This is a genomic window from Microbacterium sp. Z12_35, from assembly GCF_058310475.1.
Genome location: NZ_JBZEGJ010000003.1, coordinates 173025 through 196760 on the forward strand (window position 1 = coordinate 173025; position 23736 = coordinate 196760).

A 23736-nucleotide genomic window follows, 5' to 3' on the forward strand; every position below is an offset into this window, starting at 1 on the left:
CGGGTGTGCCGCATTCGCGTCCTACGTGACCGTCACGAGGGTGCGCTGCCACCCGGCCGATCCGTCGGGGGCGATCGGTGCCGGTTGCTCGATCTGCAGCCGGCCGTTGTTGTCGACGGCGCGGACCGTGACGTAGTGCGTGCCCGGAGTGGCGTCCCACTCGAGGACCCACTGCACCCACGTGTCGTTGTTGATCGGCGCCGCGAGGGTGGCCTCCTGCCACTCCGTGTCGTCGATGCGCACCTCGACGCGGGATATCCCCACGGTCTGAGCCCACGCCACCCCCGCGACCGGGATCCGGCCCGCACTTACTCCCGCGCCGATCTTCGGTGTGTCCACCCGGGAGGAGAACTTGATCGGCGCCTCGGCGCTGTAGCCGCGCGGCGTCCAGTACGCCTCATCCTGCGCGAAGGTCGTGACCGTCAGCTGCGTCAGCCATTTCGTCGCCGATACGTAGCCGTAGAGCCCGGGAACGACCATGCGGACCGGAAAGCCGTGCTCCAGCGGGAGGGGCTCGCCGTTCATCCCCACCGCGAGGATCGCGTCGACGCCGTCGTCGGTGAGCGAAGCCAGCGGCGTGCTGGCGGTGAACCCGTCCACGCTGCGCGAGAGCACCATGTCGGCGTTCGCGGCTGGTCCGGCCATCCGCAGGACGTCACGCAGCGGAACACCGAGCCAGGTCGCGTTGCCGACCAGGTCGCCGCCGACCTCGTTCGAGACGCACGTGAGAGTGATCGCGTACTCGTCGAGCCCCATATCGAGGAGGTCGGCGAAGCTCAGCTCGACCCGCTGGGAGACCATGCCGTCGACCACGAGCCGCCAGGCGTCGGGGTCGACGGTGGGGACGACGAGCGCGGTGTCGACGCGGTAGAACTCGTCGTTCGGGGTGAACAGCGGCGTGAGACCGGGGAGGTCGAGTTCCGCCCCGGCCGGCACGGTCACGCGGGTCCGCGGCGAGGGCAGCCGCACTGCGTCGCGGAGCGCGGTGACGGAGGTCGACACGACGCTGAGCGCGCGGGCACCGACACCCACCACGACGGCGGATGCAGCGACCAGTGCCGTGATCATGAAGAACGATCGGCGGTCGACGTTCCCGGGGTGCTCCGGGCGTGCGGCGTCCGCGGGGTCGCCCTCGCCGTCCTCGTCGACGCGAGCCGCGCCGGCTGCGGTCATCCAGCGCCGCAGTCGCGCGGTGAGCAGGATCAGGGTCGTGATCCCGGCGATTCCGCCGAGGATCGGCGGAATCCACGAGAGACCGGTGGCCCCCGACCGCGTGACGATCGCCGCGGTCGCCGCGGCGGCGCCGATGCCGAGCAGGACCGCGCCCGCGGGCCGCCGGACCAGTTCGAGAATCCCCGCGGCTGCCGCAGCGACTCCCGCGGCCACGCCGAGCCCGGCGAGGAGCACGATCTTGTCCGCCGAACCGAACGTCTCGATCGCGAATTCCTTCAGCGGCCGCGGCACCACGTCCACGACGAAGGAGCCGACCGCCAAGAGCGGACTGGCGGCGGGGGCCACCAGCAGTGCCGCCAGCTCGCTGACGGCGAGCAGGACAGCAGCGCTGACAGCGCCCACGATCGCCGCCCATCCCCACCCGCGCAGAGGTCGTCGCCGAGTCATCCGAGTCCCTTTCTGAAAGAGGGTGGAGCCGCGGCCACCGTTTCCGGCGCCGCGGCTCCCTCCGCGTCGTGCAGTCGCGATCAGGCGGCCGGGGGCATCAGCACCGTGTCGATGAGGTAGACCGTCGCGTTGGCGGTCTGCACGCCACCACAGATGACGCCGGCGCCGTTGACCATCAGCATGTCACCGCTGCCCGTCACCTCGACGTCCGCGCCCTGCACGGTCGTGTGGGTGCCGGCGATGTCATCCGGCATGACCTGCCCGGGGACGACGTGGTACGTCAGGATCGACGTCAGCAGATCGGTGTCGGTCTTGAGCGTCTCGATCGTGGCGGGGTCGATCTTGGCGAACGCGTCATCGACCGGCGCGAAGACGGTGAACTCGCTGCCGTTCAGCGTGTCGACGAGGTTCACGTCGGGGTTGAGCTGGCCGCTGACGGCTGCGGTGAGCGTGGTCAGCAGCGGGTTGTTCGAGGCGGCGACAGCCACCGGGTCCTCCGCCATGCCCGACACCGAGCCGTCGCCATCCGGAACCATCTCGGCATAGTCGGCGCAGCCTGCACCGACGAGGCTGGCGGCCGGATCCATCTGCTCTTCGGTGGCGGGGGCGCTGGACTCCGTCATCGGCTCCGAGCTCTCCTCCGTGGTGTTCGACGACCCACCCATGGAACACGCAGTGAGGGCGAAGGATGACGCGAGAACGAGGGCGAGACCGACGCTGAGGCGCTTGCGGGAAGTGATCATGAGTTCCTCCGAGATCAGGAGCCAGGGGACTCCGGTGTGCTGTGCCGCCCCGGTGGGGCAGGCCCGCCCGGGTGGGCGCGCACTTTCTCTTCGGCGCCGTCCGCGAATCGGATTCCTCGACTTTCGCTCGGCTCTCCGGCCGGGTTTGTGACGACACATGCGGACACGGTCCGCAACCTTCCTCGCGGTGGAGCGGGATCGGCTTCAGGATCAGTGCTCATCAGTCAGGCAGGGATGGGAGCAGACGCATGGCGCGATACATCACCTTCGGCGTGATCCGCACCGCTCGGTCGCGGCCACGATCGTGCGGGGGCTGGGAAGGCTGCGCGCAGCCGTGAGTGAGGGTTTCGCCTCGTCGCAGGTGCACCGCGGCTACACCCCCGGCACCCCGCAGAACGCCGTCGCGCCGCCGATCTACCAGACGACCGCCTACGAGTTCGCGTCGCTGCAGGAGGCCGCCGACATCTTCGCGCTGCGGAAAGTCGGCAACCTGTACAGCCGGTCGGCCAATCCCACCCAGCTCATCCTCGAGGAGCGCGTCGCGGCGCTCGAGGGTGGACGTGCAGCCGTGGCCGTCGCATCCGGGCAGGCGGCCGTCGCGATCACCCTCCTCGCCCTCGCCAAGGCGGGTCAGCACGTCGTGGCGGCTCGGCAGCTCTACGGCGGCACGGTGGATCTCCTCCAGGAGACTTTCGCCGACTGGGGAATCGCCGTCACCTTCGTCGACCAGGACGACCTCGACGCGTGGCGCGCGGCCGTCCGGCCCGAGACCCGCGCGCTCTTCGCCGAGTCGGTGACGAACCCCACCGCGCAGGTGCTGGACGTCTCCGGCGTCGCCGATGTCGCCCACGACGCGGGCGTGCCGCTCGTCGTGGACAACACCGTCGCCACGCCCTACCTGCAGCGGCCCGGCGAGTTCGGCGCCGACATCGTGGTGCACTCGGCGACCAAGTACCTGGGGGGCCACGGGACCTCCATGGGCGGCGTGGTCGTCGACATCGGGTCTTTCGACTTCAGCGCCGACCCCGAGCGCTGGCCGCAGCTGACCCAGCCGTACCCGCGGGTGTCCGACATCGTGCTGTGGGACCGCTTCGGCCCGCAGGGCTTCGCGTTCGCCGCGCTGCTGAAGACGAAGTACGTCCACGACCTCGGCCCCTCGCTCGCGCCGTTCAACTCCTTCCAACTGCTGCAGGGCATCGAGACGCTGGATCTGCGCATCGCCAAGCACACCGCATCCGCCCTCCAGGTCGCGCGCTTTCTCGATGCTCGCCCCGACGTCGCCGTCGTGCATCATCCCGGGCTTCCCGGCAACCGGTGGGCGGAGGCGGCACGGCGCTACCTTCCCCGGGGCGTGCCCGCCGTGTTCTCGTTCGACCTCGCCTCTTCCGGGAACGCGGAAACCGACCGCGCCCGGGTGCATCGCGTGGTCGACGGACTGCGCCTGATCAAACTCGTCGCCAACATCGGTGACGCCCGGAGCCTCGTGGCCCATCCGGCCTCGATGACCCACAGCCACCTCGACGCGGCTCAGCTGGCGGATGCCGGGATCTCCCCCACGACCATCCGCCTCTCGATCGGTCTGGAAGACCCGGCCGACCTTCTCGCCGATCTCGCCCAGGCCCTGGACGCGGCGAGCGCCATCCCCCACCCGGAGGTGTGACCATGAGCATCGATCTCGGCTACTGGAGGCCGGACCCCGTCGACTCGCCACGATCTGTCCTGTCTCGCTCGTTTTCTGCGCGTTTTGTGGCGAGTCGACAGGTTGTCGGCTCGCGGGTTCGGGTAGCTTTTCGGTATGCCGAAAAATCGTGCCGTCGCCGTGAGGCGTCTGGCAGGGATGGCGGCTGCCGCTGCCCTCCTCACAGGATGCGCGGGCGGAAACGCCGCCGCGGGAGGCGATGACCGCCCTCGCGTCCTCACCACGTTCACGGTTCTGGCCGACATGGCGCGGAACGTCGCCGGCGAGCACCTGCAGGTCGACTCGATCACGAAGGTCGGCGCCGAGATCCACGGCTATGAGCCGACCCCCGGCGACATTGCGAAAGCGTCGGAGGCCGACCTCATCGTCGACAACGGACTGAACCTCGAGGCGTGGTTCAGCCAGTTCGTCGAGTCGGCCGATGTGCCGCACGTCGTCGTCTCCGAGGGGGTGGAGGTGATCGACATCGCGGGAGACGCCTACGACGGCCGGCCTAATCCGCACGCGTGGATGAGCCCGGTGAATGCGCAGATCTACGTCGGGAACCTCGTCGACGCCTTCAGCGACCTCGACCCCGAGCACGCAGCGGACTTCGCCGCGAACGGCGCGGCATACGCCGCGGAGGTGCAGCAGATCCAGGATGACCTCGTCGGTGAGCTGTCCGCGATCCCGGAGAGCCAGCGCGCCCTGGTGACGTGTGAGGGCGCGTTCTCCTACCTCACCCGCGACGCCGGCCTCACCGAGGCGTACATCTGGCCGGTCAACGCCGAACAGCAGGCGACTCCGCAGCAGATCGCGTCGGCAATCCGATTCGTGAACGACAACGACGTGCCGGCGGTGTTCTGCGAATCGACGGTGTCCGACCGCGCGATGCAACGGGTGGTCGAGGCGACCGACGCCGAGTTCGGGGGCACACTCTACGTCGACTCGCTGTCGGAGGAGGACGGACCCGTGCCCACGTATCTCGACCTGATCCGGTACGACGCCGCGATGATCCTCGATGCCCTCACGGGCGGCGCGTCGTGACCGCGTCCATCTCCGTCGTCGACGCGACCGTCCGTTACGGCGAGGTGGTCGCGCTCGACAACGTGACGCTCGCCCTGGATCCCGGGCGGGTGACGGGCCTCATCGGGATGAACGGCGCGGGGAAGTCCACCCTGCTGAAGACCGTCCTGGGGATGATCCCGCCCGATACCGGACAGGTCCGGGTGGCAGGTGAGGCCCCCACGACGGCTCGCAAGAAGGGGCTCATCGCCTCGGTGCCGCAGAGCGAGGACGTCGACTGGGCGTTCCCCGTATCGGTCCGCGACGTGGTCCTCATGGGCCGGTACCGCCACATGGGTCTCACCCGACGTCCCCGCGCGGCAGACCACGCTGCTGTGGACGAGGCGCTCGCCCGAGTGGAGCTGACGGACCTCGCCGACCGGCAGATCGGTCAGCTGTCGGGCGGCCAGCGCAAGCGTGCGTTCGTGGCACGCGGCATCGCGCAGGATGCTGCCATCCTGCTCCTCGACGAACCCTTCGCCGGCGTGGACAAGAAGTCGGAGGCCACGATCGTGCGTCTCCTTCGCGAACTCGCCGCCGACGGCCGTACTGTGCTGGTGTCGACCCACGACCTGCACGCCCTGCCGACGCTGGCCGACGATGCGATCCTGCTCCTGCACCGCATCGTGTTCCAGGGGACGGTTGCCGATGCCCTCCTCCCCGAGAATCTCGCGCGGGCCTTCGGACTGGATGCTCCCGTGGGGGGAGGACAGAGGTGAACCCGGTGGACCTGCTGCTGGAGCCGCTGCAGTACGAGTTCATGACGCGCGCTCTCGCGACGACGGTGATCGCCGCCGTCGTGTGCGCCCTGCTGTCGTGCTGGCTCGTCCTGATCGGCTGGTCGCTGATGGGCGACGCGGTGTCTCACGCCGTACTCCCCGGCGTCGTCCTCGCCTACATCGTCGGGGCGCCCTTCGCCCTCGGCGCAGTCGTCTTCGGGCTTCTCGCCGTCGCGCTGATCGGCCTCATCCGCGGAACCAGCCGGGTGAAAGAAGACGCTGCGATGGGCATCGTCTTCACGACCTTGTTCGCGCTGGGTCTCGTCCTGATCTCGGTCACCCCGAGTCAGACCGACCTCAACCACATCATCTTCGGCAACATCCTCGGGGTGTCCGCCGGCGACCTCATCCAGATCGCCGTGCTGGCCGCGATCGCATTCGTCGTCCTCGTGATCAAGCGGCGCGATCTCACGCTCTACGCGTTCGACCCTGCCCACGCCTTCGCCATCGGGCTGTCACCGCGGATGCTGGGCGCGCTCCTCCTCGGGCTGCTGGCGATGACCGCTGTCGTGGCCCTCCAGGTGGTCGGCGTCATCCTCGTCGTGGCGATGCTCATCATCCCCGGAGCCACCGCCTACCTCCTGACCGACCGGTTCGGACGGATGCTGGTGATCGCGCCGATCCTGTCGGCGCTGTCATCCGTGGTGGGCATCTACCTGAGCTACTGGCTGGATGCGTCCTCAGCGGGTCTCGTCGTGGTCGTCCAGGGAATCGTGTTCACCGCGGTCTACCTCTTCAGCCCTGGGCACGGCGTGATCGGCCAGCTGATGCGTCGCCAGCGCGGGCCGCGTCACGCCGGAAACGTCTCCTGACGGGTGACGCCGGCGTCACCGCTCGGCGTCGTCCTCCCCCGTGGCGTCGGGCCCATCGTCGTCCGCGTCATCCCCACCGACCACATCGCCCGTGATCGTGTGCTCGCGCTCGACGTCGTTCACGACGTCGGTCTTCAGTTCGCTGGCCGGGTTCTCATCCTCGGGCGAGATCGGCGGAATGGGAGTGCTCATCATGTTCACGCTCCTTTCATGGAACCCCAGAGTAGGCATCCACGGCGCGGGGTGTTTCCCGGGTTGCGCGCGTGGCCGTCAGCAGGTAGCGGGCGGCCGTCCGAGTCGCTTTCCGACGCCGATACCGCCCGATGTGGCATGCTGAAAGCGGATTCATCACGCGAGTCCCCGCGCGGTGGAGGGAAAGCAATGGGCAAGTTCCTGTTCGAAGGTCAGCTGAAGGCGGACTTTGAGGACCGCCTTCTGGCTCACCTTCAGGTGGTGATCGGCGCCAAGCTGCGGCGCGGGGAGTCCTTCCACTTCAGTTGGAAGGACGATGCGAGCATCGGCAACGGCCGGACATCCATCTGGGTGCACCCGCACAGCGTGATCACGTACAAGTACTACGGCGGCCGCCTTCCGGCCCTCAACCGCGCGTGGGTCGACGCGCTGATGTATACCGCGAACTCTCCCCGCGGGCTGTACGTGGTCCCCGAGCCCGCGCCCGCCGCGGCGTCCACGAGAGAACAGGCGAACGATGAAGCGTATTGACATCGTCTACGGCGGCCAATCGTATTCCGTGGGCAACCGCGACATCGACGAGCTGCGCGAGGAGATCCTCACGGCGGCACGCTCCAACGAGGCGTTCTGGTTGGAGGTCAACTCTGGCGAGGGCGCACCTCGTCCGACCTCCCTGCTCGTCACCGCCGCCACCGACCTCGCTCTCATCCCGATCCCCGGAGACGAGTAGCGGTCCGCACCGCCTGCCGGGTCAGATGTCCTCGAAGTCGGACCAGCCGACCGGTAGCTCATGCTCCCCTTGAATAGCGGCTCCGGGGGACGACGTGCCGAACCGTTCCAGGTTTTCGGTCATCTCCTGTAGCCGTGTGACCAGCTCCCGGTCCACCACCTCCTCGAGCTCCAGGTCCTCGAGGCTGGAGATGACCTGGCTGGCGGGTCCGACAAGAATCTCCGAGCGGCCGGGCTCACCGTCCTCGGTCACCGTCGGGATCTCGACGGTGTCGGACGAACCGACCTGTGCGAGCGCGCGCGCGTATTCAAGGAGGGCGTGAGCGATGTCCGTTCCGGTGAGGATGGAATCGCCGGCGTAGTGAATCCGGTCCATCATTCAGGTGTATCCGCTGGCCATGGATTGTCGCCGACCCTTTCCCTCGGCGCCGGATTCCGCTAAACGGTCGCCGCAGGATCAGCCGATCGCGATGAGAGTCACGGCGAGCGCCGCAGCGGCGAACCCGACGACTTGGATGGCATGCGCTCGCTCGTGCAGACGTGCGCGCGCGAGAAGCACGGTCACCGCGGGATACAGCGCCACGAGCACCGCGGTGATGATGAGGAGACCGGAGCGCGTGGCCAGCAGGAACAGCACGTTCGCACCCATGTCGCAGACGCCGGCTATGACGATCGCACCGACGGCACCGCGATGGGGACGGAGAGCGCGCCGGGCACGCAGGCCGATGCCGATCATGAGCGCGATCGAGCCCAGCCGCGCCCCTACCAAGGGCCACAAGCCGCTGGAGGGATCCGACTGATCCAGGAGCACGAAGAACACCCCGAAGAGCGCGCCGGCGACCAGCGCGCCGCCGCTGGATGTGCTGGTGAACAGTTCGCGAGGACCCGGTAGCCGTCCGCCCTCCGCGCTGACGAGGACCGCCGCCACGACGGCGATGGCGATCCCGATCAGCGCCACGACCGACGCACGCTCCCCCAGAGCCGCGCCGACCACGACAGGGACTCCCGCGCTCCCCAGCGCTGTCAGGGGCGCGGCCACGCTCATGCTCCCCTCGGCGAGGCTGCGGTAGAAGAGGAGGAGGGCCACGCCGCCCGCCAGTCCGGCGCCGCATCCCCAGGCCACCGATGCCGGGTCTGGATCGCCCGGCACCAACGCCAGCGCTGGGACGAGGACGGCCATCCCCACAAGCTGAGAGCAGACGATCACGGCCGTGACGGCAGTGCGGCGGCTGGCGAGCCCCCCGAAGAAGTCGCCGACGCCGAACGCGATGGCGCTGCCCAGGGCCAGGATGATGGACATCTATCGGGCCGATCGTTCGACGCCGGGCTCGAACGGTGAGGGAATCACCGTGCCACGCCCAGGATATCGCGGGGGCAGCGGCTTGCCGCAAGACCCATGGTCGGGCCTACGCTGCTCGGCGTGGACGTGGGAATCGTCGAGCGCCACGCCACCGCAGAGTCGGCCGATCCCCGTGCGGGCGGTTGCCCCTCCCGCACCATCGAGACGCTCCACACCTGGTTCCGGAGACCCGGCTCTGCCGCGGGGGGTGTCCCCGGCATCCGTCCGGCATGATGGAGCTCAGCATTACGGACGGGGGCCCGCAATGACGCAGCACGACTCTTCGGACGGGATATCTGGGCTCGCGCAGCTGATGCGGGGCGAGTACGACCCTGACGCGCCGCGGGGCGCCGACCTCGATCCGGTGGCCCGGCGCCGCCGCCGTCGCCGGGGTTTGATCGTCGCGGCTGTCGTCGTCGCCGTGATGGTCGCCGCGGTCGGGGGCTATACCGGATGGGCGCTGACGGCGCCCGTGAGCGCTCCCGTCCTGTCGTCGCAGACGCCCCAGGTCGCTGTACCTCCCGCGACCACCGTCGCTCTCCCCGCCGAGGGGGCGTCAGCGATCAGCATCTCGGGCGCCGACGAGTACCTCGGCGACGCTGCGAGTGGGATCTGGGCGACCAGCGGAGCGGAGGAACCTCGGCCGATCGCAAGCATCAGCAAGCTCATCACCGCGCTGGTCGTCCTTGACGCCAAGCCCCTCGCCGGACCCGACGACCCGGGGCCCACGATCACGTTCGACAAGGCCGATCATGATCTCTACGACAGGTACTACCTGCTCGGCGCCACCATCGCTGCGATGCCGACGGGAAGTTCGATGTCGGAGCGCGACGCTCTCGCGATGATGCTGATCCCGTCGGCGAGCAACTACGCCGAGGCGGTGTCGACGTGGGCGTTCGGCTCGCAGCGCGCCTTCGTCAACGCGGCTCGGGCGTGGCTGGTAGCCCACGGCCTGACCCGAACGACCATGGTCGAGCCCACAGGGATCGACCGCCGGAACATGAGCACCCCCAGCGACCTCGTGACGCTGGGAAAACTCGCGGCATCCCACCCCACGATCGCGCAGCTCACCGCAACGCCGGCCCTCTCCCTTCCTTCCCTCGGCGGGATGGCGAACACGAACGACCTGCTCGGCGTGGCCGGAATCAATGGGCTGAAGACGGGAAACCTGGGCGAGAATCATTTCCACCTGCTGTACACCGCGTCGTTGGACGTCGGAGCGACCGAACCGCTGGCCGTCACGGGAGTGATGCTCGACGGGTTCTCGCGCGACTCCGTGAACGGCAGTGTCATCGCGCTGCTGGAGAGCATCCGCGCGGGTTTCCACGACGTGCCCGTCGCGGCTTCCGGCGATGACGTGGGTCGCGTGTCGACCCCCTGGGGATCGAGCGCGCGACTGGTCGTTCGCGACAGCGCATCGATCTTCACATGGTCTGACACACCCATCGCCGTGACGATGGAGTTGACGACCCCGACCCGGTATCAGGATGGCGAGGAAGTGGGAACGCTCACCTGGACCGCCGGGCCGAACACCGCCACCGCCGTCGTCATACTCGAGGGCAGCATCCAGCCGCCGACGCAGTGGTGGCGACTCACCCACCCCGGCGAACTCGGCGACCGGTGAGGCCGCAGCGCCCGCTCAGCTTGCCCGCCTTCGGGCAATCCGGAGAGCGATGCCTCGCGACGACTCGCTCTCCGGATGTCGGGCCGCATGCGGCGCGGGTCCTCAGGTTCCGATGCGAATCTCGACCCGGCGGTTCGTCGCCATGGCGCCGTAGTCCGGTTGGCCGCCCGGGTACTCATCGGCGAGGGGAAGGGATGACCCGTGCCCCGTCACCGCGATGGTCACGTCGCCGCGCTGACTCGTGATCACGTCGGCGACCGCTTGCGCGCGCGCCTGCGACAGCGGGATATTGACGGCGTCACCGCCGCGGGAATCGGTGTGACCGTCGACGGTGACGGATGCCCCGTCCGGGAGGTCGGCGATCAGAGCCTCCAGTGCGGCCTGCGCGCTGGTGTCCAGGTCGGCGGAGCCGTAGGCGAAGAGCACATCGGAGCCGAGCGTCAGGCTCTGGTCGTCCGCGCCCTCTTCGACGAGCAGTTCGACGGAACCCTCGATCGAGTACGCGATGATCGACTCGTCGAACTGCTCGGGCGTCGGCTCGGGTGCGTCCTCCCTGTCAACGAAGGCGCCCGCCGCGAGCAGGATGGCAACGCCGACCGCAGCTGTCGCCACCTTCATCGGTCACCGCCGATCGGGATATCGGGCAGCTCGATCGACCACTCGTCGATGGTGAAAGTGATCTCGTCGATGTCGTCTTCCGGCGCGGCGTAGACGAACCAGGACTCGAGCGGTTCGCCTTCGACCGTCTCGGCGCTGGTGTTCGTCAGCCACTCCTGCTGTCCGTCTCCCTCGATCACGCTGTACCGCTTGAGGTTCTGGCGGTCGAGGAGGACCGGTCGCAGGAAGATGTACCCGTTTATCGACGACAGCGTGTAACTCTCGCCTTCCTTGCCGAAGTGCGGCACGAAGGCGGCGCGCAGCGTCATCGTCGTTCCGTTGTCATCCCTCTCCAGGGATCGGACGATGACGTCGACGGTGCCATCCTTCAGCGTCGCTGTGGCCGTGGCCACTTCAGCTTCGGTGTTCGGCGCCTCCGCACTGGCGGACGGGCTGGGATCCGCGGAACTCGTCGACGGGGCGGGTGTCGATGGCGCACATGAGGTGATCAGGAGCACGAACGCCAGCGCGCCGGTCACCACGCCCACCCTCGATGCGGGCGGGTGGACGCGCGGTGAAATCATGCGCACAGCTTAGGGGAACGGGTCCCGCCGCACGGAATGCTCAGGCGACGGCACGAGTGCGTGGCGTGAAGGCCAGCGGGGCCTCGCGTACGCGGGACAGGGCCGACTCGACAGCGCCGAGCACGACGACGTCACTACCGAGCGAACTCGCGACCACCTCGGGCGCGGGAGAGGGGAACTCGTCCTCCAGGACGCGCCGAGCGTGAACGAGGACCGGCTCGACCGCCTCGGCGATCGCCCCCGCGATCACGACGCGATCGATGTCGAGAAGGCTCGCCAGCACGACGACCACCCGCGCGACGCGTGATCCCAGGCGGGAGATGATGTCGCACGCGAGAGGATCTCCGACGCCCGCGGCGCAGAACACGTCCTCTGCGGAGATGTCCGCGGTGCCGACTGATCGGAGGACGGTATCGGCGCCGTCTCGCACCGCCGCTTGCGCCCAGATGCGCGCGAGGGCGCCGATCCCCTCCGGAGATCCCGCGCCCTCCACGATGTTGAGTAACCGCATCTCACCCGCGCCTCCCCGCGCGCCACGCAGGAGCCGGCCGTCCACGATGACACCAGCGCCCAGGCGCTCCCCCGAGAGCACGGTCGCCACGTTGTCGATGCGCGCCCGTCCCCCCTGCGTCTGCTCCGCAACGGCCGCGAGATTCGCGTCGTTCTCGACGATCACCGCAGCGCCGTCGAGGAGCCCGTCGAAACCCGGGTTCATCATCATCCAGAAGTCGTGATCGCCCCTCGGGGATCGTCCCGCAGAGTCCACGGGCGCCGGCACGCCGACGACGCAGAGGAGCACGTCGGTCGGTTCCCTTCCGGCAGCGCGCACCGTCTCGTGGAGCAGGGTGGCCGCGAGATCGCGACGTCCGGCCGCAGCAGAAGGCCCGCCCTCGGCCTCCGCACCCGCCGGCCCGACGAAGGGTGGGGGGATGGCGGTGCGCGTGGCGAGCATGCGCCCACGCAGGGTGGCGACGGCGGCCGTGTAGCGATGCTCCCCCGCATCGATACCGGCCACGATGCCGGCCTCCTCGCGGAGGCAGTAGCGCCGCGCCGGTCGTCCCTTGCTGGTGAGGCCCGCGGCTCTGCTGTCGGCGATCTCCTTCAGCCATCCCGCCGCGACGAGATCGTCGCACACGCCCAGAACGGTCGACCGTGTCAGCGCCGTCGCCTCCATCGCCTCGGCCGCCGTGAACTCGGAGGAACGCAGCGCGAACCGCATCACTGCCCCCGAGTTCATGCGCCTCAGCAGCTGCGGGGAGCTCGCTGACCCTAGACCCATGTACCCGACGATACAAGGTTGACGCGTCCGGCCCCGGGTGAGACAGTGGTCCCGTCGTTTAGATGCACTCACTAGATTTAGTGCCCAAATCTAAGTCGATGGTCGTTGGGAAGGACAAGGATGTCTGGAAGAACGAGGCGCACGGTGCGCCTGGCCGCGGCGGGTCTCACCGCCGTATTGACCGCATCGCTGCTTGCCGGGTGCAGCACGGGCGCCGGTTCGGGAACGCAGAGCGTCCACTTCACCTTCAACAAACGTGAGGCGATCGACTTCATGCAGGAAGTCGTGGCGGACTACAACGCCTCACAGGACGAGTTCCGCGTGAACATGGACACATCGGGCCCTGACCCGATTGCGGCCAGCTTCGTCCGAGGGAACCCGCCCGACCTCATGCTGGCGAACTACAACCACGAGGTGTCGCGCTTCGTCCAGCGGTGCGCGCTGGCCGATTTGTCCGACACCGAAGCGGCGAGCACCATCCGCCCCGAGATGCAGGAACTCCTCGAGCAGTACGGCGTCTGCGAAGGTCGGATCACCGGCCTGCCGTACTCGGTCATGGGCGCGTCGGTCATCTACAACAAGGAGATCTTCGCCGAGCACGACCTCGAGGTGCCGCAGACCTGGAGCGAACTCATCGAGGTATGCGACACGCTGATGGCGGCGGGGATCTCGCCGTTCTACGGCACGTTCGCCGACGCGTGGACCGTCAACCAGGGCTGGTTCGACTACAGCATCGGCGGTGCGATCGACCCTCTCGAATTCTTCGACGAGCTCGCCGCCCAGGGCGCCGACGTCGGGCCCGACTCCCCGGTGTCGTTCCAGAAGGACTTCCTCGAGCCGATCGAGAAGATGCAGCTCCTCGCCAGCGAGTACACGCAGCCCAATGCCAACGGCCGCAACTACGACACCGGAAACGTCGCCTTCGCGCAGGGCGAGGGCGCCATGTACATGCAGGGTCCGTGGGCTTTCAGCGAGATCGCCAAGACGTCACCCGACCTCGAACTCGGCACCTTCCCACTGCCCATGACCGAGGACCCCGCCGACCTCAAGGTGCGCGTCAACATGGACCTGGTCACGCTCATTCCCGACGAGGCATCCAACAAAGAGGGCGCCTTCGACTTCCTGGAGTACCTCTTCCACCCCGACATCATCCAGGCGTACAACGAGTCGCAACTCGGATTCGTGCCGACCACCTCTGGCGAAGACCCCAGCGACCCCCGGATCGAGGGGATGATCGCCTATTACAACGAGGGCGCCGTATACCAGGGCCCGGGCGTCCTCATTCCGCGGGCGATTCCGACCGAGAACTACGCGCAAGCGCTGGTCTTGGGCACGGATCCCCTGCGCCTCCTGCGGACGATGGACGCCGACTGGGCCCGACTGGCGTTCCGCCAGCCGGCGGTATCGACAGAGGAGACGGCAGGATGAGCGCCACCGCAACGATCGTGACCGGCGGCGACCCCCAGGTGCGCCACAGCCGCAAGCGGGTCGAGCCGATCTACTACCTCTTCCTGCTCCCGCCGGTGATCCTGTTCACCCTCGCGATCACCGTCCCCGGCATCATCGGCATCTTCTTCAGCTTCACCGACTCCATCGGCCTGGGCGACTGGAAATTCATCGGCTTCACCAACTACGTCGCCGCGTTCAGCGACCCGGCCATTCTGGGGAGCTTCCTGTTCACCTTCGGGTTCTCGCTGGTGACGGTGATCGTCGTGAACATCGCCGCGTTCCTGCTCGCGGTGGGGCTGACCTCCCGCATACGGTTCAAGGTCGGGCTCCGGGCGATCTTCGTGATCCCCATGGTCGTCTCCGGCATCATCATCGCGTACGTCTTCCAGTTCCTCTTCCAGAACTCCCTGCCGGCCATCGGGTCCGCCCTCGGCATCCCCGCCCTGCAGGAGAGCATCCTGGCCAATCCCGACCTCGCCTGGATCGGGATCGTGATCGTGACCGCGTGGCAGTCGATCCCCGGCACGCTCCTCATCTACATCGCCGGGCTCCTTTCGATCCCCGGCGAGGTCTACGAGGCGGCCGACATCGACGGCGCCTCGAAGCCGCAGCAGCTGCTGCGCATCACGCTGCCGCTGGTGGCCGGGTACGTCGTGATCAACGTGATCCTCGGCTTCAAGAACTTCCTGAACGCCTACGACATCATCATCGGCCTCACCAACGGTGGGCCGGGCACGGCGACCCGCAGCATCGCCATGACGATCATCCGGGGCTTCCAGACCGGCGACTACGCCTACCAGATGGCCACGGCGACGCTGTTCTTCATCATCACCGTCGTCATCGCCATCGGCCAACTCTCGGTGACGCGCGGAAGGAACGCCCTCTGATGACCACGGACACCGCCACCGCAGCGAGCACCAAGAACATCGTGGTTCCCCCATCCGGCGCGCGCCGAAGCGGCAAGGGGGAACGCGTCAGCTGGTCGGGCACCGTCATCCTGCTCCTCTGCGCCGTCACCGTCCTCCTGCCGCTGTACGTCACCATCTCGATGTCGTTCAAGACAGGCGGCCAGGCCGTCGACGGCAATGCGTTCTCGCTGCCGATGCCCTTCAGCATCCAGGGCTTCATCGACGCCTGGCAGCTCACCAGATTCCCCGTCGGTTTCGCGATGTCGTTGCTGGTGACCGTCGGAACCGTCGTCGCCACCATCCTCCTCGCCGCTTTCGCGTCGTACGCGATCGTGCGCAACTGGGATCGGCGGGTCTTCCGCTGGTCGTTCTTCTACCTGCTGGGGGCGATGTTCATTCCGTTCCCGGTCGTGGCGCTCCCGCAGATCCAACTCACCGGCCGCTTCGGCCTCGACAACCCGTTCGGCGTCATCATCCTGGCGACGATGTTCCAGCTCAGCTTCAGCGTGCTGCTGTTCACGGCGTTCTTGCGCTCCATCCCCATCGAGTTGGAGGAGAGCGCGCGAATCGACGGTGCGTCGACGTGGCAGACCTTCTGGAGCCTGATCTTCCCGCTCCTGGCGCCGATGAGCGCAACAGTCGGCATCTTCGCGTTCCTCTACGCCTGGAACGACTTCATGATGCCGTCGCTCATCATCTCCGACGCGAACCTGCAGACGCTGCCCGTGCGTCAGTACCTCTTCCAGACGCAGTTCAGCAGCGAGTACAACGTCGCTTTCGCGTCATACCTGATGGCCATGGCACCGGCGATCATCGCCTACCTCTTCGCCCAACGCTGGGTGATGGAGGGCGTGACCCAGGGCGCCCTCAAGGGCTGACCGACCGACCGCACGGGAGCAGGGCACGCGCCCCGCCCTGCCCTCCCGCTTCGAAGGAGAGACCGATGGCAGCTGAATCCGTCGTCGCCCCCGCCGCCTCGTGGTGGCGCCAAGCCGCCGTCTACCAGATCTATCCGCGCTCGTTCGCCGATGCGAACGGCGACGGCATCGGCGACCTGGGCGGCATCATCTCGCGCGTGCCGTACCTCCGTGACCTCGGCGTCGACGCGGTGTGGCTGAGCCCGTTCTACCCCTCCGCCCTGGCCGACGGCGGATACGACGTGGCCGACTACCGCGACGTCGACCCGCGAATCGGCACGCTCGCCCAGTTCGACGAGATGATGTCGGCGCTGCATGATGCGGGCATCCGCGTCATCGTTGACATCGTGCCCAACCACTCCTCGAACGAGCACCCGTGGTTCCGTGAGGCACTCGAATCCGGGCGCGACAGTCCCGCACGCGACCGGTACCTCTTCCGCGACGGGGCCGGGGAGAACGGTGAACTCCCCCCGGCCGACTGGACGTCGGTCTTCGGCGGGCTCGCATGGGAGCCGGTCGGCGACGGGCAGTGGTATCTGCACTCCTTCGCGAAGGAACAGCCCGACTTCAACTGGGACAACCCCGAGGTGCGCGACGATTTCCTGACGACGCTGCGCTTTTGGTCCGACCGCGGCGTCGACGGCTTCCGCATCGACGTGGCGCACATGCTCGTCAAGGAGCTGCTCGACCCCCTCCCCGCTCAGGCCGACCTGGACCTGCTCGATCCCGCCTCCGGTCGCCATCCCCTCCTCGACCGGGATGAGGTGCACGAGGTCTACGCCGAGTGGCGCGCTCTGTTCAACGAATACGACCCGCCCCGGACCGCCGTCGCTGAAGCCTGGGTCGACTCCGCCGAGCGGCGCGCGAAGTACGCGGCACCGACGAGTCTCGGCCAGGCTTTCAACTTCGACCTCCTCACGGCCGACTTCGACGCGGCACAGTTCCGCACCATCGTCGCCGAAAACCTTGCGCAGTCTCTCATCACCGGCTCGTCCTCGACGTGGGTGCTCTCCAACCACGATGTGACCCGCCATGCGACGCGTTACGGGCTTCCTCCCCTGGACGGCCGCGACGTGAAGCAGGGGACCGAATGGATGCTCGCCGGCGCAACCCGTGACGGTGTCGATCTCGACCTCGGTCTGCGCCGGGCACGTGCCGCGACGCTGTTCGTGCTCGCCCTCCCCGGGTCGGCTTACCTGTACCAGGGCGAGGAACTCGGCCTTCACGAAGTCGGCGACCTCCCCGCCGAGGCTCGGCAGGATCCCGCTTATCACCGCTCGGTGAATCAGCCGGAGTGGAGCTTCGACGGGCTGGGACGCGACGGATGCCGCGTCCCCCTGCCGTGGAAGACCACCGGGTCGTCGTTCGGCTTCGGCGAGAACGGCGCCCACCTGCCTCAGCCGACGTGGTTCGGCGACGTCTCCGTCGAGGCGCAGGAGCACGATCCCGAATCGACCCTCAGCCTCTACCGCGACGCTCTGCGTCTGCGCCACCGACTGCAGACGGCCGAGACGCTGGAGTGGAACGAGGATCTCTCCCGCGGCGAGGTTCTCGGCTTCACTCGACCAGGCGGATGGATGATCGTCACGAACTTCGGCGCCGAGTCCGTGCCGTTGCCCGGTGGCGATGTCCTGCTCGCGAGCGGACCCCTCCCGGCCGGCGAACTCCCGGGGGCGACCACGGTGTGGCTGCGCGTGAGCTGAAGCCGGTGTCGACGTCACCTACCGATCGGTACCAACTCGTTAGAATATTGTCATGAGCGACTCGCGCGGTGGTCGGACCGGGCGGCCCAGAGAGTTCGATGCAGACGAGGCTCTCGACCGCGCGGTAACCCTTTTCTGGGCGCAGGGTTACGAGGGTACGAGCATCACCGACTTAACGGGTGCGATGGGTATCAGCAAGCCGAGCATGTACGCAGCGTTCGGCAACAAGGAGCAGCTGTTCCGCAGGGCCTTCGAGCGGTATACCCACGGTCCGGGGTCGTACGTGGAGCATGCGATGCAGCGGCCGACGGCGCGCGAGGTGGCCGAGGAGCTCTTGCGGGGCGCGGTCATGACGGCCACCGGCCCCGCATTTCCGCCCGGGTGCATGGGTGTTCAGGGAGCCTTGGCCACGGGCGACGAAGGAAAACCGGCCCACGACGTGCTCGTGGGGTGGCGCAACGAGGCGAATACGGATCTGGAGGAGCGCTTTCGGCGGGCCATCCTGGAAGGGGACCTCCCCCGCGACGCCGATCCCGCACGCCTCGCTCGATATATCGTCACCGTCGGGTTCGGCATCGCCGTTCAGGCCGCCAGCGACGTGGGGCGGGACGAGCTCGACGAGGTCGTCGACGTCGCACTGTCGAACTGGTGCCCGTAGGAGGCCTCCGGGGCATCGTGCCCTCAGAGATCCAGAGAACGCCCCGTCAGTTGCCGCCCCGCATGCGGGCAAGTTCGGCCTGAATGCGGCTCTCCGAGACATCGGCGGGGCGGCGGCCATAAGTGAAAACGCCCCACACGACGACCGCGACCAGGGTCCCCAGGATGGGCCACACCGGCCAGAAGTAGCCGCCCGGTGTCGTGAAGTACCAGATCGCGATCTGAACCACCGCAAGGAGTACCCAAGCGGCCACGACCCACTTGAAGATCGTCTTTGCAATCACGCGCCGACGCGCGAGCTCGTAGGAATCGTTCACTGTTGCCATGTGCGGTGTCCTTTCGATGAGCGATGTGGATCGTCCGGTGTTCTCCTTGCAGGGTTGTTGCTTTTGACGCTGTGGAGCCGGGCGTGCGAGGCCCGCATCCCCCGATTGCAGTGCGGAATGGCGACCAGTAAACCATACCGCTCGGTAAATTAGTGGCTTTCGCCGAGATCGGCCGGAGGTTGCACGGCGTGACGCGCCGGGCATGGAAAAGGCACCGGGAATCCGGTGCCTTGTGAAGGGAACAGACAGAGCCGTACTTCACGCTTCTGTGTTCGACGGAAACCTACCTGTAGCAGTTGCGCGCGCGGGACGGATGGCGTCTGTCGGCACACATGCAGGCACCGCTTGTCCGAGGCGCGCAGCGCCTCAGACAGGAGGTTTCCGGGAGATCCTGCCGACTCCATCGCCGATCATTCGGCGGTTGACTGACGATCCGCAGCCGGGATGCGCAGCCCGCTGACCGTTCGATCAATCCAGTCGCAGATGTAGTGGCGGCCGACTGGGATGTTGTCTACGCTGCAACGCTCTACGCCGCCTTCTCAACGCCGCAACCCCGCTCGCGCCGCACCAGCAGACCGACGACTCCGCCCGAGGGCTCCACGGCCCGTGAAACGCCTGGCGCCGTGTCGCCGCGGCTGTGTCGGCACTCGCCGTGTTCGCCGCCGCGGTCTTTCGTCTCGCGGCTCCCGTCGCCGCCGCGATCGATGCCGCCATTGACCTCCCCGCGATGGACCCGTCGAACCCGGCTGTGACGTTCGGGCTGTGGGCCGGCGGCAACCTTCTCATCGCTCTCATGATCCCCGCGTGGGGCCCCCTCGAGTGGGCGTTCCTCGGGGTGCGGCCGGGATGGCTCTCGACGATCGCCGGTCGCTTCCGCTGGCACCCCCTGGGCCGCGCCGCCGTCGTCGTCCTCCCCATCTGGACGATCTTCTGGGCGTCCTTTCGCCGACGCGCGCTTAGGGTTCGCGATCGCGCTCCTCGTCACACCCGTTCTCTTCGCCCTGGTTCACGCGCCGGGGGCGGCGTGGAGCTTCGTCTACGGTCGGGTTCGGCCCAGTCCCTCGGGACCTTGATCGTCGACGGGGAGCAGCGGATCCTCTGGTAACGGAGCGAGGTTTCTGAGCGGCTTGGACACCAGTACGCCAATGGTCATGATTCCCCAGATACTGGCGGCCGCGATTGCGGCGACTCCCGTTGTGGTGGTCTCGGTGATGATGGCGGCGATCATGACCCCTAGCGGTGGTGCGATGGTCATCACGGCGTTCTGGGTGCCGAGCACACGGCCGCGAACTCCGTCGGGGATGCGCTCGAGCATGAGTACTCCCATGAGGCTGGTGAACAGTCCGCTCGCCAGACCGGTCAGGAACGCACCGATGAGCACGATCGGCACGTTGGCAAGAGTGGCCATGATGGCCAGGCCCACGGTGGCGCCGATCAATCCGGTGCTGAGCCACGCACGACGGCCACGTCCGCGCTGAGCGAAGATGGCATAAATGCCACTGCCCGCTAGGAGGCCGACGGCAAGAGCGCTGAGTACGAAGCCGAGAACCGGGGTCTGACCGAGCTCCGTGAAGTACACCGGCAGGATCAGACCCTGGAACGAGGACAAGACGATGCCGGCCATGAAGGTCATCGCCACAAGCATCATGAGGAACGGGCTTCGGAAAAGGGTCGACCAACCCTCTCGGAGTTCCGCCCAACCGAACCGGCTCGAAGCGCGACCAATTGCGTCGTGTGCACCCAGCCGATGGGGAATGAAGACGGTAACGGCCGCGGCCGCCAGTGAGAATCCCGCGGTGACCCACAGGACCGTGGTCCCGCCGCCGAGTGCGATCAGGGTGCCGGCAAGCGCCGGCCCCAGCACGAGTCCAATCGCACCGAGACTCTCTCTGATGCCGATCACACGCTCGGACGGGAACGAGCTTGCACGGACGACAGCCGGCAGCAGTGTCTCCCGTGCTGTCATCCCCGGGATGTCGCCGAGTGCACCGATCACACCGAAGATGATGAACAGAGCCAGGTTCAGTTCGGTGAACAGAGCAATCAGCGGCAAGGCGGCCACGGCGGCTCCGGAAATCACGTCGGTGACGATCGACGACGTACGCCGATTGACCCGGTCGATGACGACCCCCATCAGCACGCCCGCGAGGAGCGCTGGGATCGCAGTGGTGACGGCGACTGTCCCCGCGCCCAGAGCACTGCCGGTCGTGGTCAGGATGATCAGCGGCAGTGCGACCGCCGCGATGGAGTTGGCCAGCACTGACAGGAAGTAGGAGCTCAAATAGGCGATGGTGATTCTCACCTGTCCACCATGAACGTTGTCCTCGTGACAGGGTCAAGCCCGGATGATCGCGGGGCTCAGTGGGGAATGGCTCGCCGCATCACATCGAGTTGCGCTGGATCGAATGAGCGGGTGATGTAGTCCTCGGGAAGAGCGCGAAGCGCCGGATCCCCGATGCGCACATCGTCGATCCCGGACGCGCCGGCCCGTAACGTCGCAATGACAGCGACGCGTTCGTCCTCGGACGAGTCGTTGGTCACCTCCCGCAACTGACCGGCCATGAGTGCGAGGGACTCGAGACGGCGCGGGTCGGCAAGCTCCCTGCGAAGACGATCGAGAAGACGGTCATCCCGAGTTGCCGCGCAGCAGGCCGACATCACCCTCGAGCTGTCGAACCTCCGGGTCTGAGAACAGAACCTGAAGTGCCTGATGACCCGGGTCGTAGAGCGGCGTCGCTTCCGTGATCGAAGAGGCTTGCGCGGTCACGACTGCGCAGCGGGTGTGCCCTCGGATGTGGCCGTCACGATCAGGTGTACCCGCTCCAGCGGAAGCCCCACAGCGATGAGCCGACGGATCCGCAGGCGCGAGCCATCCGCGCGCGGGGTGGACAGACGGGCGGCGAGCCCACGCCACGGACTTGACCCTGTCCCGACAACACGGCCTTAGCTAGATCGGGTCACGGCACTGCCCGCTCCTGTGGTGTCACCGAATCGAGAAGCGAGAACGGAAAAACCATGACCACACATTTCGAGGATTCGTCTTCCACTCCGGCCGAGGAGCCGAAGGCGACTGCGGGGCTTGAGACGCCAACACTGGCGGAGGACCTTCTCCTGCTTCTCTTCAGGCCCGAACCCGGTTCCGAGGCCGGTACGGGAAACATCGCCGGAGAGGGCACTCTCTACTATGTGCTCGCAGGGGCGGTGCTCGCCGACCTCGCACTCGGAGGCCACGTGAGCACGGGCACCGGCCTGCTCGGAACGACGACCGTAGAGGCTGTCACCGACAACCCTCCGTCTGACCAACTCCTCCGCTTGAGTTGGGAGTACGTCGCGGATAAGCCGAAGGGTGTGCAGACCGTGCTCGCCGCGACAGGCCCGACCTTGCGGGAACCGCTGCTGGACCGCCTCGTCGGGCGTGGGGATCTCCGTCGCAGCGCCCGGAAGGCGCTCGGTCTGTTCCGCTTCACAGCACTCGAGGAGGGCGACAACGAACACCGCGCTGCACTGCTCGCCGACGTCCGTGCCGTCCTTGTCGACGGAGCGGAACCCACTCCCCGCGTCGCAGCGCTCGCCGCGCTTCTGTACGGCAGCGGAACGCTGCCTCAGTTCGACCGTGACATCCCCTGGACCTCGCCGGTCATCGCCCGCGCTGAGGCACTGAAGAACGGCAACTGGGGTGCCGGCGCTGCGGCTCAGGCTGTCGCGCGCACTGTCGCCGCCACCATCGTCAACAACGTCATCATGGCCGCGGTCGTGCTTCCCCGCGCCTAGCGCGACGTCGCAGCTGCGCTATAGACGAGCCCATCCTGACCCGCGAAGCTCCGGCAGTTCGGTCCACCCTCTGACGTGGATCGGGCCGAGCAGCAATTCCCTGTCCGCCACGAGGTACCGCAGCTCGACCGCCCGGTCCGGCTCGGTTCCGAGGAAGAAGCTCGTGATGGAGCGGTCCGCCGTCGTGGGGTCCGCGACGAACGCCCCGTAGGAGAAGTGCTCGCTCGCTGCGGCGGCGTGTCCGAGTGCGATGACCGTCCCTCCGCGCTCGAGCAGTGCGTAGGCTGCGACGAGTTGTTCTCCCCCGATCATGTCGATGCCGCCGTGAAACGCGAGAGTCACGGTAGCGAGGGTCGTGTGTACCTCGTGGGCTCCACGTCTACGGATGGCGTCGTGCTGGCGGTCATCTCGCGCAATCGCTACAAGCCATGCGCCCGACGAGCCGCGAGAGTCCGCGCCGCACACCCGGCGTCCCCGGTTGTCACTCCCCACGACCTGCGTCACGCCGCTCCTAGCCTCGCGGTCTCGGCCGGCGCCAACGTGAAAGCAGTCCAGCGGATGCTCGGCCACGCGTCTGCGGCCACGACACTCGACGTGTACGCCGAGCTCTTCGACGAGGACTTGAACGCTGTCTCGGATGCTCTCGACCGTGATGCGGGCGAGCTTTTCGCGAACGGGCGTGGCCCGTCAGGGTGATGATCCCGTCGTGGCGACCAGCGCAATCGCCGGGCGCTAATCTGCGTTGGGCCCCACGTTCGGGCGAGTTGCCCTCTGCGCCCCGTCGAGGACGAGGCCAAGTGTGGGCAAATGTGGGCAGACTACCGACTTGGCTTCGCTGTGCGCGATTTTAACAAGGTCGAAAAGCCGCTCAACCAAGCTTTTCTCGTTGTAGCAGGAGCGGGGCTTGAACCCGCGACCTCACGATTATGAGTTGTGAGGCGGATGTCGAAATAGCGCTGTACAG

Annotated in this window: 26 protein-coding genes and 1 pseudogene; 15 read left to right on the forward strand and 12 right to left on the reverse strand. The window is 67.5% G+C overall.

Translation table 11 applies throughout. The features are described from left to right. Positions 1–21: 21 nt before the first annotated feature. Positions 22–1620 (reverse strand): molybdopterin-dependent oxidoreductase, encoded by a 1599-nt coding sequence (locus AC4FS1_RS17250; RefSeq protein WP_491157039.1) that lies wholly within the window; start codon positions 1618–1620, stop codon positions 22–24. An 80-nt stretch (positions 1621–1700) separates the two neighbouring features. Continuing rightward, positions 1701–2363, reverse strand: coding sequence for a fasciclin domain-containing protein (locus tag AC4FS1_RS17255; protein WP_491157041.1), 663 nt, complete (start codon positions 2361–2363; stop codon positions 1701–1703). A 334-nt stretch (positions 2364–2697) separates the two neighbouring features. On the opposite strand from AC4FS1_RS17255, the gene AC4FS1_RS17260 reads away from it, so the two are divergent. The 4 genes from AC4FS1_RS17260 (at position 2698) to AC4FS1_RS17275 (ending at position 6697) form a co-directional block, all read left to right on the forward strand. Continuing rightward, positions 2698–4023: an O-acetylhomoserine aminocarboxypropyltransferase/cysteine synthase family protein gene (locus AC4FS1_RS17260; RefSeq protein WP_491157043.1), complete on the forward strand. Its 1326-nt coding sequence runs from the start codon at positions 2698–2700 to the stop codon at positions 4021–4023. Between the two features lie 135 nt (positions 4024–4158). Next, positions 4159–5088, forward strand: a complete 930-nt coding sequence (locus AC4FS1_RS17265) for a metal ABC transporter substrate-binding protein (RefSeq protein ID WP_491157045.1) — start codon at positions 4159–4161, stop codon at positions 5086–5088. Further along, positions 5085–5825, forward strand: a complete 741-nt coding sequence (locus AC4FS1_RS17270; protein WP_491157047.1) for a metal ABC transporter ATP-binding protein — start codon at positions 5085–5087, stop codon at positions 5823–5825. The genes AC4FS1_RS17265 and AC4FS1_RS17270 overlap by 4 nt, the downstream gene beginning before the upstream one ends. Further along, positions 5822–6697, forward strand: a complete 876-nt coding sequence (locus tag AC4FS1_RS17275; protein ID WP_491157049.1) for a metal ABC transporter permease — start codon at positions 5822–5824, stop codon at positions 6695–6697. Before AC4FS1_RS17270 ends, AC4FS1_RS17275 begins: the two co-directional genes overlap by 4 nt. 15 nt (positions 6698–6712) lie before the next feature. On the opposite strand, the gene AC4FS1_RS17280 is transcribed toward AC4FS1_RS17275, so the two are convergent. Then, complete coding sequence (locus AC4FS1_RS17280) at positions 6713–6892, reverse strand: hypothetical protein (RefSeq protein WP_491157051.1); 180 nt, start codon at positions 6890–6892, stop codon at positions 6713–6715. Between the two features lie 186 nt (positions 6893–7078). On the opposite strand from AC4FS1_RS17280, the gene AC4FS1_RS17285 reads away from it, so the two are divergent. Together AC4FS1_RS17285 and AC4FS1_RS17290 are read left to right on the forward strand one after the other, a co-directional pair. Continuing rightward, complete coding sequence (locus tag AC4FS1_RS17285; RefSeq protein WP_491157052.1) at positions 7079–7420, forward strand: DUF7882 family protein; 342 nt, start codon at positions 7079–7081, stop codon at positions 7418–7420. Beyond that, on the forward strand, positions 7407–7619 hold the full coding sequence (locus tag AC4FS1_RS17290; protein WP_491157054.1) for a hypothetical protein: 213 nt from the start codon (positions 7407–7409) through the stop codon (positions 7617–7619). Before AC4FS1_RS17285 ends, AC4FS1_RS17290 begins: the two co-directional genes overlap by 14 nt. Before the next feature lie 21 nt (positions 7620–7640). Here AC4FS1_RS17290 and AC4FS1_RS17295 read toward each other — a convergent pair whose 3' ends face one another. Beyond that, positions 7641–7994 carry a hypothetical protein gene (locus AC4FS1_RS17295; RefSeq protein ID WP_491157055.1) on the reverse strand — a complete coding sequence of 118 codons (354 nt, stop codon included), beginning with the start codon at positions 7992–7994 and terminating at the stop codon, positions 7641–7643. 81 nt (positions 7995–8075) lie between these two features. Then, on the reverse strand, positions 8076–8918 hold the full coding sequence (locus AC4FS1_RS17300; RefSeq protein WP_491157057.1) for an EamA family transporter: 843 nt from the start codon (positions 8916–8918) through the stop codon (positions 8076–8078). 304 nt (positions 8919–9222) lie between these two features. Between AC4FS1_RS17300 and AC4FS1_RS17305 the strand changes: the two genes are divergently transcribed. Further along, positions 9223–10581: a D-alanyl-D-alanine carboxypeptidase family protein gene (locus AC4FS1_RS17305; protein WP_491157059.1), complete on the forward strand. Its 1359-nt coding sequence runs from the start codon at positions 9223–9225 to the stop codon at positions 10579–10581. 102 nt (positions 10582–10683) lie between these two features. On the opposite strand, the gene AC4FS1_RS17310 is transcribed toward AC4FS1_RS17305, so the two are convergent. The 3 genes from AC4FS1_RS17310 to AC4FS1_RS17320 are packed head-to-tail and all read right to left on the reverse strand — an operon-like array spanning position 10684 to position 13041. Beyond that, positions 10684–11199, reverse strand: coding sequence for an OmpA family protein (locus AC4FS1_RS17310; RefSeq protein WP_491157061.1), 516 nt, complete (start codon positions 11197–11199; stop codon positions 10684–10686). Next, the gene (locus tag AC4FS1_RS17315) at positions 11196–11762 is read right to left on the reverse strand and encodes a hypothetical protein (protein ID WP_491157062.1); all 567 of its coding nucleotides are present in this window, start codon (positions 11760–11762) and stop codon (positions 11196–11198) included. The genes AC4FS1_RS17310 and AC4FS1_RS17315 overlap by 4 nt, the downstream gene beginning before the upstream one ends. A gap of 40 nt (positions 11763–11802) precedes the next feature. Beyond that, entirely contained in the window at positions 11803–13041 is a 1239-nt protein-coding gene (locus tag AC4FS1_RS17320) for an ROK family protein (RefSeq protein WP_491157063.1), read from the reverse strand. Positions 13042–13161: 120 nt separating this feature from the next. Between AC4FS1_RS17320 and AC4FS1_RS17325 the strand changes: the two genes are divergently transcribed. The 5 genes from AC4FS1_RS17325 (at position 13162) to AC4FS1_RS17345 (ending at position 18676) form a co-directional block, all read left to right on the forward strand. Then, a complete protein-coding gene (locus AC4FS1_RS17325) occupies positions 13162–14469 on the forward strand; it encodes an ABC transporter substrate-binding protein (protein ID WP_491157065.1) in 1308 nt (435 codons plus the stop codon). Next, on the forward strand, positions 14466–15377 hold the full coding sequence (locus AC4FS1_RS17330) for a carbohydrate ABC transporter permease (RefSeq protein WP_491157067.1): 912 nt from the start codon (positions 14466–14468) through the stop codon (positions 15375–15377). Before AC4FS1_RS17325 ends, AC4FS1_RS17330 begins: the two co-directional genes overlap by 4 nt. Beyond that, the gene (locus AC4FS1_RS17335) at positions 15377–16276 is read left to right on the forward strand and encodes a carbohydrate ABC transporter permease (protein ID WP_491157069.1); all 900 of its coding nucleotides are present in this window, start codon (positions 15377–15379) and stop codon (positions 16274–16276) included. The genes AC4FS1_RS17330 and AC4FS1_RS17335 overlap by 1 nt, the downstream gene beginning before the upstream one ends. A 65-nt stretch (positions 16277–16341) precedes the next feature. Beyond that, positions 16342–18018 (forward strand): glycoside hydrolase family 13 protein, encoded by a 1677-nt coding sequence (locus tag AC4FS1_RS17340; RefSeq protein WP_491157070.1) that lies wholly within the window; start codon positions 16342–16344, stop codon positions 18016–18018. Positions 18019–18070: 52 nt separating this feature from the next. After that, complete coding sequence (locus AC4FS1_RS17345) at positions 18071–18676, forward strand: TetR/AcrR family transcriptional regulator (RefSeq protein ID WP_491157072.1); 606 nt, start codon at positions 18071–18073, stop codon at positions 18674–18676. Between the two features lie 46 nt (positions 18677–18722). On the opposite strand, the gene AC4FS1_RS17350 is transcribed toward AC4FS1_RS17345, so the two are convergent. Beyond that, on the reverse strand, positions 18723–19001 hold the full coding sequence (locus tag AC4FS1_RS17350; RefSeq protein WP_491157074.1) for a 2TM domain-containing protein: 279 nt from the start codon (positions 18999–19001) through the stop codon (positions 18723–18725). A gap of 637 nt (positions 19002–19638) precedes the next feature. Between AC4FS1_RS17350 and AC4FS1_RS17355 the strand changes: the two genes are divergently transcribed. After that, complete coding sequence (locus tag AC4FS1_RS17355; RefSeq protein WP_491157075.1) at positions 19639–20106, forward strand: hypothetical protein; 468 nt, start codon at positions 19639–19641, stop codon at positions 20104–20106. Here the strand turns inward: AC4FS1_RS17355 and AC4FS1_RS17360 are convergent. Further along, a complete protein-coding gene (locus AC4FS1_RS17360) occupies positions 20038–21303 on the reverse strand; it encodes an MFS transporter (RefSeq protein WP_491157077.1) in 1266 nt (421 codons plus the stop codon). The genes AC4FS1_RS17355 and AC4FS1_RS17360 overlap by 69 nt on opposite strands. A gap of 56 nt (positions 21304–21359) precedes the next feature. Continuing rightward, on the reverse strand, positions 21360–21563 hold the full coding sequence (locus tag AC4FS1_RS17365; protein ID WP_491157079.1) for a hypothetical protein: 204 nt from the start codon (positions 21561–21563) through the stop codon (positions 21360–21362). A 453-nt stretch (positions 21564–22016) separates the two neighbouring features. On the opposite strand from AC4FS1_RS17365, the gene AC4FS1_RS17370 reads away from it, so the two are divergent. After that, complete coding sequence (locus AC4FS1_RS17370) at positions 22017–22772, forward strand: GOLPH3/VPS74 family protein (RefSeq protein ID WP_491157081.1); 756 nt, start codon at positions 22017–22019, stop codon at positions 22770–22772. An 18-nt stretch (positions 22773–22790) separates the two neighbouring features. Here the strand turns inward: AC4FS1_RS17370 and AC4FS1_RS17375 are convergent, their stop codons facing one another. After that, positions 22791–23114 carry a hypothetical protein gene (locus AC4FS1_RS17375; protein ID WP_491157083.1) on the reverse strand — a complete coding sequence of 108 codons (324 nt, stop codon included), beginning with the start codon at positions 23112–23114 and terminating at the stop codon, positions 22791–22793. Positions 23115–23216: 102 nt separating this feature from the next. On the opposite strand from AC4FS1_RS17375, the pseudogene AC4FS1_RS17380 reads away from it, so the two are divergent. After that, positions 23217–23468 (forward strand): annotated as a pseudogene (locus AC4FS1_RS17380) (tyrosine-type recombinase/integrase); the annotation flags it as partial. Positions 23469–23736 lie beyond the last annotated feature (268 nt).

Bases quoted from the DNA above. Each gene is read 5' to 3' on its own strand.
- AC4FS1_RS17365 (WP_491157079.1), bottom strand. From the start codon at position 21,563: ATGGCCGGTCAGTTGCGGGAGGTGACCAACGACTCGTCCGAGGACGAA.
- AC4FS1_RS17295 (WP_491157055.1), bottom strand. From the start codon at position 7,994: ATGGACCGGATTCACTACGCCGGCGATTCCATCCTCACCGGAACGGAC.
- AC4FS1_RS17250 (WP_491157039.1), bottom strand. From the start codon at position 1,620: ATGACTCGGCGACGACCTCTGCGCGGGTGGGGATGGGCGGCGATCGTG.
- AC4FS1_RS17350 (WP_491157074.1), bottom strand. From the start codon at position 19,001: ATGGCAACAGTGAACGATTCCTACGAGCTCGCGCGTCGGCGCGTGATT.
- AC4FS1_RS17265 (WP_491157045.1), top strand. From the start codon at position 4,159: ATGCCGAAAAATCGTGCCGTCGCCGTGAGGCGTCTGGCAGGGATGGCG.
- AC4FS1_RS17305 (WP_491157059.1), top strand. From the start codon at position 9,223: ATGACGCAGCACGACTCTTCGGACGGGATATCTGGGCTCGCGCAGCTG.
- AC4FS1_RS17325 (WP_491157065.1), top strand. From the start codon at position 13,162: ATGTCTGGAAGAACGAGGCGCACGGTGCGCCTGGCCGCGGCGGGTCTC.
- AC4FS1_RS17315 (WP_491157062.1), bottom strand. From the start codon at position 11,762: ATGATTTCACCGCGCGTCCACCCGCCCGCATCGAGGGTGGGCGTGGTG.
- AC4FS1_RS17330 (WP_491157067.1), top strand. From the start codon at position 14,466: ATGAGCGCCACCGCAACGATCGTGACCGGCGGCGACCCCCAGGTGCGC.
- AC4FS1_RS17340 (WP_491157070.1), top strand. From the start codon at position 16,342: ATGGCAGCTGAATCCGTCGTCGCCCCCGCCGCCTCGTGGTGGCGCCAA.
- AC4FS1_RS17320 (WP_491157063.1), bottom strand. From the start codon at position 13,041: ATGGGTCTAGGGTCAGCGAGCTCCCCGCAGCTGCTGAGGCGCATGAAC.
- AC4FS1_RS17290 (WP_491157054.1), top strand. From the start codon at position 7,407: ATGAAGCGTATTGACATCGTCTACGGCGGCCAATCGTATTCCGTGGGC.
- AC4FS1_RS17285 (WP_491157052.1), top strand. From the start codon at position 7,079: ATGGGCAAGTTCCTGTTCGAAGGTCAGCTGAAGGCGGACTTTGAGGAC.
- AC4FS1_RS17345 (WP_491157072.1), top strand. From the start codon at position 18,071: ATGAGCGACTCGCGCGGTGGTCGGACCGGGCGGCCCAGAGAGTTCGAT.
- AC4FS1_RS17370 (WP_491157081.1), top strand. From the start codon at position 22,017: ATGACCACACATTTCGAGGATTCGTCTTCCACTCCGGCCGAGGAGCCG.
- AC4FS1_RS17255 (WP_491157041.1), bottom strand. From the start codon at position 2,363: ATGATCACTTCCCGCAAGCGCCTCAGCGTCGGTCTCGCCCTCGTTCTC.
- AC4FS1_RS17335 (WP_491157069.1), top strand. From the start codon at position 15,377: ATGACCACGGACACCGCCACCGCAGCGAGCACCAAGAACATCGTGGTT.
- AC4FS1_RS17300 (WP_491157057.1), bottom strand. From the start codon at position 8,918: ATGTCCATCATCCTGGCCCTGGGCAGCGCCATCGCGTTCGGCGTCGGC.
- AC4FS1_RS17310 (WP_491157061.1), bottom strand. From the start codon at position 11,199: ATGAAGGTGGCGACAGCTGCGGTCGGCGTTGCCATCCTGCTCGCGGCG.
- AC4FS1_RS17280 (WP_491157051.1), bottom strand. From the start codon at position 6,892: ATGATGAGCACTCCCATTCCGCCGATCTCGCCCGAGGATGAGAACCCG.